This window comes from Pseudomonas mosselii, assembly GCF_003205295.1.
Lineage (GTDB): Bacteria > Pseudomonadota > Gammaproteobacteria > Pseudomonadales > Pseudomonadaceae > Aquipseudomonas > Aquipseudomonas mosselii_B.
Genome location: NZ_QJRP01000063.1, coordinates 1 through 8,385, shown reverse-complemented (window position 1 = coordinate 8,385; position 8,385 = coordinate 1). Strand labels below are relative to the sequence as shown.

The following is an 8,385-nucleotide window of genomic DNA, read 5'->3' as shown; positions in this document are numbered from 1 at the left end:
CTGGGTTGAGGGGGCTGAAGAACAGCGCCAGAGGCAGGTCAGGGCCTTGCAGGGCGTTGACCTTGGCCTCGAGCAGATTGATAGAGACGGTGTACTGGCCCGTGCGCGGGTCGACACCGCCTTGCAGATAGCCCATGAAGTTGAAGGCATTGGAATGCAACGATGTATTAGCGGACATGGCTAGACGCTCCTTGAACCATAAAAGGAAATGAACACCAAGTAAAAACCATCCAAACTGAAAACACAGACGCTACAAAAACAGGACCACCGTACCTGATACTAAATCGGCACCGATTCTAATCTTCGAATTCGTCAGCTATCACCTCCCTGACCGCCAACTCATCGCGCCGTCTCGCCCCAGCACCCGAATATTCAATTTTCAAACCGGTGGTATTCCCCTGCGTATCAAGCAGTTTGAATACCAACGGCCCCTTGTACCGATTCACCATTTGGCTGTCTGCCTGGTTGAACGGCAGCGTGTCCACACGATAATTGGAAATAACCAGACCACTTTGAGGCAGCCAGCTTTTATCTACCTTGTCTCTCGCCAGCGTCTCAAAGCGAGCATGCAACCTAGGTAGATCTTCATCAAAGGACATATCGTCCTGAACTGCTCGCGTGTCATGGGGAATAAATACCAGCCCAGTATAACTGGCCAGTATTTCCAGCCTGCTTTCATTTTCCCAAGTAACCAGACTCTTACGCTCCGTTGATGCGTCAGCACCATCGACCACTGCGCATGCGAAATATTTATCAGGGCTTTCAAGCGTCCAGTAATCCGTCGTATTCAAGACAAAATCATAGTCCTCACCCGTTGGAATTTTAACAATTGGCTTGAGCTGCCTAACCTCCAGCTTGATTCTTGAACTCTCCGGTTTATGCTCCAGCGCTGTCACAGTAACGCCTTCATCCCCCCCTTGCTGAGACGAACTGTAGTACCAGCAGCCATAGCGGTCCTGGAAACCCGCATAGATTGTTTCGTTTGTCTTGGGGCGGGCACGACTTTGTAAAAAATACTTTTCCTTCTCGAGTTCAATCTGCCCGCTGTTAACAGCAGCCAGCCCCTGCGGCGTGGCCGGATCGTACTTGTTCGGCGCGTCGGCAAGCGCCCAGTGCACACCAGCTTCATCGAGTCTGTCGCGCCCAGGCTGCAGGCGAGGGACGCCCTGATGATGATTACTGGAAAACAGTTGCAAGGTCGCCAGTTCATCCCGGCCGATAGTCGCATTATTCTCCGCAGTAACGTCGACCTCGATTTCCAACTGCTGATAACCGTTGGGATACAAGCTGCCATTACCATTAAATGCCGTTGCCTTCACCGTGAAATTTTTGAGCGTATTCCACGCAGCTTGCTCGCTCGGGCGATTGTGCACGAGGCTGGCCCCTTCGGCGATGACACTCCCAAGCCCTTTAACCGTGGCATGCACGGTATCGGTACCTGCAATGGCTGACCCCGAGGTATACAACCCTTTATTGGTTATCTTGCCCATGCCCGCAGGGTCGCCGTCTGTTCGGGTAACCGACCACTCGACGGTCGCTGGATCCACCAACGGGAAGCTGAACTGAACTTCACGCAGCGGCGGTACCTCGACTCCGCTGGCTGGAATCAGGTCGAACTTCGGTGGTTCCTGCGCGGTACGCGCCACGCCCGTCTTGCGTAACCTGAGGCCACGATTCACCTGCGCCCGTCGCACGGCCGGGAAACTGTCCAGCGGCAGCGGCAGCACAATATGGCCTTCATGTACCGTACCCCTGCGCTCATAACTTGCCACTATCAGTACAAAATGCTCGGCAGTTGTAGGGTCGGGCAGGTAGACCCCCTCTTCAGTGACGCTGCCAGGGCCTGTCCAGGACCAAATGGGCGTAATCGACGTGTCACCATAGAACGCCTCCAGCTGCAACCCTTGCGCGCCACGCTGAGCTGCGGCAGGCACAACTTCCAGGCCTGGGTCATTGTGCACACTGAGCAAGACGCCCCTCTGTGTCTCGCCGGTCAAGATGTTCGACACTGCGACCTGATCGATCACATACGTCTTGTCGTCCTGGATCGGCCCCACCGTGAACACCGATTTGCTAGCATCCTCTGCGTCTGGATCGACTGTTCCACTCTGACCTTCGACCGGGTCGATGATCGACCATGTGAACTCCCCTTCCTGTGCGGTTGCGACTGACAGATCGACACGGGTCTGGCGCTCATGCCCAGGCAGAAGCTGCACGAACAACGGCGTCATCAACAGCCCTATACTGTTCACACACACCAGGACCGAACTTCGCCAGCCACTGACAGGGTCGGTCGCCACCACCTTGACCCTCAAGGTCGGCCCATCGATCTGACTGGACGAGGGGGCAACATAGACACCTGGGCTCTTGAAACCTCCCAGGTCGCCGCCGTAACCGGGCAACCGTTCGACCGTCCACTGCAGACCACTGCGTTCAGGCTGAACCGTAAAGGTATGCTCCTGCCCTGGCGCCAGTTGCGTTTCCTGCTCGACGATCTCGAAAACGCCAGCGGCATTGTCAAAGCCTCCCACCACAACCAGATTGTTGGGCGCGGCGCCTACTTCCCAGCGCATGCTGCGACTGTCGAACAGCCGCATGAATGGCAAGAGTTGCTCAGCGATACGAATCGGTACGCGAGCATTGACAGCCTGCAGGTAACGCAAACGGATGAAGGTCTCGATATCTGCGGTCATCTCCTCCTGCAACGTCTCGGGCAACCCGGCAAAACACTTCGAACGCAGACCTTCACGCTCGCTCCAGTGCGCCTGCAGCAGCTCATCACCCTCTGCGGCTCCCGTAAGCTGCAAGCGATACTCCAGCAGTGGCTCGACCTCCACCTCAAGCGGAACGCTCGCGCCACCCAATACGCTGTAACGGAAATTGATCTTGGACCTAGGCTGCCAACGCATGACCGCCTGATCGGAGGAAAACTCGACAGTGAGTGCCTTGTTCCCCGTGGCCGCTGGCAATACCAGGGGATCGAAGTCATAGCTGATATGCCGGCGGCCGTACGCCCCGCCCGAAAGTTGCAGTTCGCCTGCAGTCGCCGTGATGGAGGACAGTGGCCGGCCGGCACCGGCCTCGTAGCTGAAATCACCCTCCTGAAGCGCCGTCATGATACTTTGCCCGAACGCCACCCTATGCAGCAGATGCTGCGACAGAAGCACCGTGCAACGCTGTTTTGCGCCCTCTAGCCCGGCCAGGTAGGGAAAGGCGTTGCCCCCCACCGGTACCTCGCCCTTGCCGCCATGTTCGAACGCCACGAACAGCAACAGACTCTGCCGCTCTGGCCCCTCGTCGGAGGGCGCATCCGTGCTGCTCTGCACCCGCACCTCCAGGCGAGCGACTCGGCGCAGTGGGTTTTGCCCCGAAGGTTGCAGCAAGGTAAGGTCCAACTGTGCGGAAGCCTCGGCCAACTGGCTGAGCATAGCGCCCAGTTCCTTGCCGGCGTACGTATCCTCGAAGTCGCCCCCGCCCAAGGTCAACTCATGACCGGAGCCGTTGCGCAGGTCCGTGCTCAATTTTCCGCCTGCCAGCGCAATCGGCACCTCGAAACTTGGTTTGAGCGCATTCAGCGGCGTATGCGCGCTGAGCTGCATCACCTCGACGGAATTGCGGGTCAGCATATGGACCCCCCCTTCCATTGACACGCTCATTCTGACCTGGTTGTTGACGTAGTTGCTGGAGCCTGCGTGCAGCTGGGGGCTGGTGAGCCGGTAGCCCTCAAGATGATGCAGCAAGGAAGAGTTGGGTAACTCGACCTTGCCTTCCAGGCCGCCAGGAGCGTCACCCCCTGCGAACTTGCGCAGCAGCGCTTGCAATACGCTTTCGTTGACCAGCTCGATCGGCAGCGCGACGATCATGTCCCAGCCAAGCATGTCGGCATTTTCGGGGCTGGCCATCCATGACGCGACCACCTTGGGAATCGTAGTATTCATATGTGCTTCCTCGTTCATGGCTGAGCAGACTCTTCAGGCAAGGCATAGCGATGTAGCGGCAGTGGCAGGATGACCACGCCGCGTATTCGGATGGGCTCATTGGACGGACGCTTGGCGTCGTACTCCCTGATCTCGAGCTCGACCAGGGCGAACGGTGCATCCGAGGTGGGGTCCGGTGTATACGTCGCCCTCACCTCGCCCTCGACAGGGACGAGACACCCAGGCCCCCTCACTGTCCACTCGACTTCATCGGCGGGCCAAAGCTCGTGGTTTGGAACGCGCAGCTGCGCTGAACCTGCATCTTCGGCAACCGTCACCAGGATCGTCTTCGGATTGGTCATCAGGGTGATCAGATAAGCCGTGAAGGTAGCGCCGGACACAGGGTCGCTTACCGCTACTGGATCGACTACGTACGCCTGCTTCCTGTCCTTGACGGGTGCGGTGTACATGACCGTTTTTCCTATGGCCGAATCGAACTGGCCGGCTTGCGCGCTCCACTGCAGCGTATCGGGGTTGGCCGCCGACGCACTGGCGACCAATGCCACTTCTTCGTCTGGCTGACAGAATCGAACCAGCGGCGATACCAGCAGGTTTTCCCGGGTCACCGTGGCCAGGCTGTAGCCCACCGCGCCGGTCGCTGTCGTGGCCTTGATCCGCTCACGCCACAAGGGAGCGCTGAACTGGTCGGACGAGGGTGCGGTGTAGACCCCGGAATGCTTGTCGATACGGCCTAACGCCGGGCCGGGCACGACCGGTTCGATCTCCCACGTCACCACCGATCCACTCTGCACCTCGAACCGCTGTTCTTCGCCGCCGCCAATGATCGGCCATACCGGCGATACCTTCGGCGCATCCGCCGCCACGGCCACCTGCCCGAAACGCGCAACATCGCAAGGCCCGCGAGTGATGCTCTCGAGCATGGTTTCGCCGAAGCTGAGCTCGATCAGTTGATCGACCCATTTATTGACCGGCGCGTCGATCAGCATCTGCTCATCAAGGTTGGCCACTGCCTTACCGGCGTAGGCCCTCATATGAGCAACACATTTACTCAATACTGCCAGTGCGCTGCCTGATGGATCGCGATCTTTGTAGTACTCGTAATATCCTTTCAAATAAGCCAGGAGTTCCTGATCGAATGCCGCTGCATCGACTGCCTCGAATACGCCGGGTTCTCGCACCACCCGCGCCGGCGTTTCATCCACAACCTTGTAATGGGTGGTGTAGTGATACCTGAGCGTACGTGGCGCTTCACGCTTGGCATTCGAATCAGTGAGCCCCGCGATCAGGTCAAGGGTGATGCTGACATCGATTTTCCAGGTCAAGTCCGCGCCCGTTTCGGTCAGGGTAATGACGAAATCCTGGTCCTTGCAGTCGTCTGTGCGCTGCCAGCAGGACACATTGGCGGCGTCTTTCAGTTTTCCGGGCGGCGTATTGATACTGACCCAGATATCCCACCCCAAAACACCTTGATCAATAAAGTCTACGAGCGGTTCCATTTCAATATAGGCATCGGGTACAGCCAGCCAACCCAGTAACTCATCGTTGTAACAAATCGTCGGTGAGGATCCGAAGCGTTCCTGCAACAGTGGCACCAAGGCCAGTAACATGATCCTGCGCGTGCTGAGCAACACCGCCGCGTCGTAATCCGGATAATCGCTGGGCAACAAATACTGGAAGTCGGCCCCACTGTGTGGGGGCTCGCCTTTATGATCAGGCTTGAGGCTGATGAAAACCAGTACCGCCCCAGCCTCTTCGCCGGCAAGTTCGTCATCATACTGAGTACGCAAGGCAAACGAGTAGGGGCGCAAGTACTCAGGGGCGTCGTTATTTATTCTCCCCAACACATAGACGCGTTGCGCTGGGTCGAGCTTTCTGAAAAGCGCCTGAAACAGTTCACCGGTAATGATCCTGACTTCATCATCATCATCGATGTCGATTGAAAAATTGTCACTTTTGCTCAGGTCCAGCAGCAGACGGCCATCGTCTTCCACCCTCCCACCCGCTTGGCTCAGCAATACATCAAGGCTGAGCACTGGCCCATGCAGTGGCGTGATAGCCTCCAGGCTGTATACTTGCCAACCATTGGGGATCGCAGAAAGCGACACCAGACGCCCAGCGATGACGACCATGTTCAAGCGCGCAAGCGAGTCATCAAGCCCCCGGTCATCGAACGACATGCGTGGCCAGTCCAACAGAAATTCGTGCAAGTAATAGGTCAGCACACCATTGACCACCACCGGTTCGGAAAAAGTTGGGAGGTAGCTGTTATCGGTGAAGCTTTTTATGTAGCCTTGCTCAAGTAGGTGATTGACTTTCCCGGCATGCAAGGTGGCCACCACGTCCCAGGTGAATACGCGACTCTTGAGTTTCAACCACTCGATCAACCTATACAGATTGGCCATGCCTGCCTCCGTTACGCCGTGATATCAATATCAACGGGCATCAACATGAACCCCGCCCCTGAGCCATTATTGAAATTCACTTCACATGTGAAACGAATCGTCTTGCCTGGTCCGGCCGCGACCACGACTGAATTGCTCAAGTTGGCGTCGATACGTTTATCTTCAAGGTCCTTTTCCGTGACTTCCCTGCGCAGCAGCGGGTGAACGGCAGTACCTATGTGCGCTTGTATATCTACAACTTGACCCACCCCCATCAGCAGCCAGGAGCCGATATGGATTTCCACGTTGTTTCCGTTCAAACGCGTAATTGACAATCCCGCACTGCCCGCAGCCTTTGGGCACTGCAACCTCGGGAAATTTTCTAACTCATCTCCTTTCGGGGCTGTAAAACTAGCTGGCGACGTTCCCGAATAAATAGGTTCATCCACCCCCACCGAGTAATAGGCGTGTGTGTTCTCCCTTCCCAAGAGAACACCAAGCTGTTGCGGAGCAAAGTAAAATACGAAATTATTTTCACGTACTACGTACACCTTGGTTTGTGCAAAGCTGGTTCTGACTGCATTCGCCCCTGTACCTACTACTGTGCCCAGATGCACAACTATCGTGCCGGTCGAGGTGGCGTCACTGATAAGCACGCTGACCTCGAACCCCGTCCGTAACAACCTAAATGGGTTATTACTTACAACTGAGGGGTCTGGAAGATCTCGTGTTGTCGCCACCTTGAACAACAACGAATGCGTTCTGAAAGAGCGATTGGCACCGGCATATTGAACCCTCACCGAATGCGTACCTACAATAGCCTCCTCAAACCAACTGGCAGGGACCCTGAGCAGCAACGGGGTACCTGGCTGTGCTTGTTCAAGCACCCCCCAAGCCGCCACACCATCGCTCCCGTCAAATACGACGACGCTATCACCGGTTTGTGCATCGCCCTGCTCGAAGGCCATGAGCTCGACACCGTCTGGCAGTTCATCGGCGAACAGCGTGTGGCTGGTGACGTCCTTGAAGTTCGGTGCTCGCAGAAAATGCGATTCCTGTGCCCCGCGCTCAATAAAGATGGTCTGGTTCAACGAAGACAACACCTCGTCTTCGTCACGGACCAAGCGAACAGACAATCCGATGTAACAGCCCACCAGATCAATCGGCTGCTCAAATACATTACGCGGTATTTTGAACACCACAGGCTTGTTCACATCCCCCTCGCCCAAGACTTTCGGCCACTCTCTTGGCTCAAACGGCTCTCCCTCGTAGGGATATGCTTCGAGCACCAGAATTAACTTGTCGTCTTTTGCCATGCCGGCATAGGGCACTACGGCAACAGCAAGGCTCTCTTCGATCTCGTTAATATCCAGTGTCAACCGAGGTCTAGGTGGATTCACTTCGCGATTTTCACGAATGTCCAGATAGCACGGAACAACGACTTGCTCGTCCAAGGGGGGATACACCTGGATGAACCGCTGCAGGTCGGGGTCAGGGGCGTTAAAAGGTGCTAGACGTTCCATAAACAGCTCCCACATTCAAATCGGCACGACGCCGAAGTGTCTCGATGAGGCTGTTGTACGACGGAAGTTCCTCTGTGAAAACTGACAAAATTACCAGGTGCCCTTTCGCGGTCACGAACAGTAGTCTCGTGCCTGATCACTTGCCCGGCATCTAGTGTCCTGTCTCGGAAATAAGCTGTTCACTTTTGACGGCGTCTTGGGCGCCCGGCCGGCGTTGCCACTCCTCGCCATAGCCCTGCTATGACTCGTCGCGGCGCCTTGGCCGAACACCCAAGCCACTCGTCAAAAGAGAACGTATTTCCGAGACAGGACACTAGCCAGTGCCACGGTGTGACTCATACCGCTTTTACAAGGAGCCTCGCCCCATGTCCGCCAGCACTTCTTTGCACTCCAACGCCTTCAACTTCATGGGTTATCTGCAAGGCGGTGTCGACCCGCGCACGGGCCAATACACCGTCTCTATCAACCTGCTCGAGGCCAAGGTCAACGCCCTGCAAGGCCCTGACCTGCCTCTGGCGCTGTTCTTCAGCCCCCTCAACCCAC

3 protein-coding genes are annotated in these 8,385 nt (G+C 56.6%); all 3 read right to left on the bottom strand.

Features of this window, described 5'->3' with window-relative positions; translation table 11 throughout:
• Positions 1–296: 296 nt before the first annotated feature.
• From DMX06_RS25785 to DMX06_RS25775, 3 genes are read right to left on the bottom strand one after another with little or no spacing between them, the layout of a single operon-like run.
• The gene (locus tag DMX06_RS25785) at positions 297–3,956 is read right to left on the bottom strand and encodes a hypothetical protein (protein ID WP_146232244.1); all 3,660 of its coding nucleotides are present in this window, start codon (positions 3,954–3,956) and stop codon (positions 297–299) included.
• Positions 3,953–6,340, bottom strand: coding sequence for a hypothetical protein (locus DMX06_RS25780; RefSeq protein WP_110739953.1), 2,388 nt, complete (start codon positions 6,338–6,340; stop codon positions 3,953–3,955). Before DMX06_RS25780 ends, DMX06_RS25785 begins: the two co-directional genes overlap by 4 nt.
• A gap of 11 nt (positions 6,341–6,351) precedes the next feature.
• A complete protein-coding gene (locus DMX06_RS25775) occupies positions 6,352–7,773 on the bottom strand; it encodes a hypothetical protein (protein WP_146232243.1) in 1,422 nt (473 codons plus the stop codon).
• Positions 7,774–8,385 lie beyond the last annotated feature (612 nt).

What these genes read in the sequence shown, in the direction of transcription:
- DMX06_RS25780 (WP_110739953.1), bottom strand. Translation starts at nt 6,340, where the DNA reads ATGGCCAATCTGTATAGGTTGATCGAGTGGTTGAAACTCAAGAGTCGC.
- DMX06_RS25785 (WP_146232244.1), bottom strand. Translation starts at nt 3,956, where the DNA reads ATGAACGAGGAAGCACATATGAATACTACGATTCCCAAGGTGGTCGCG.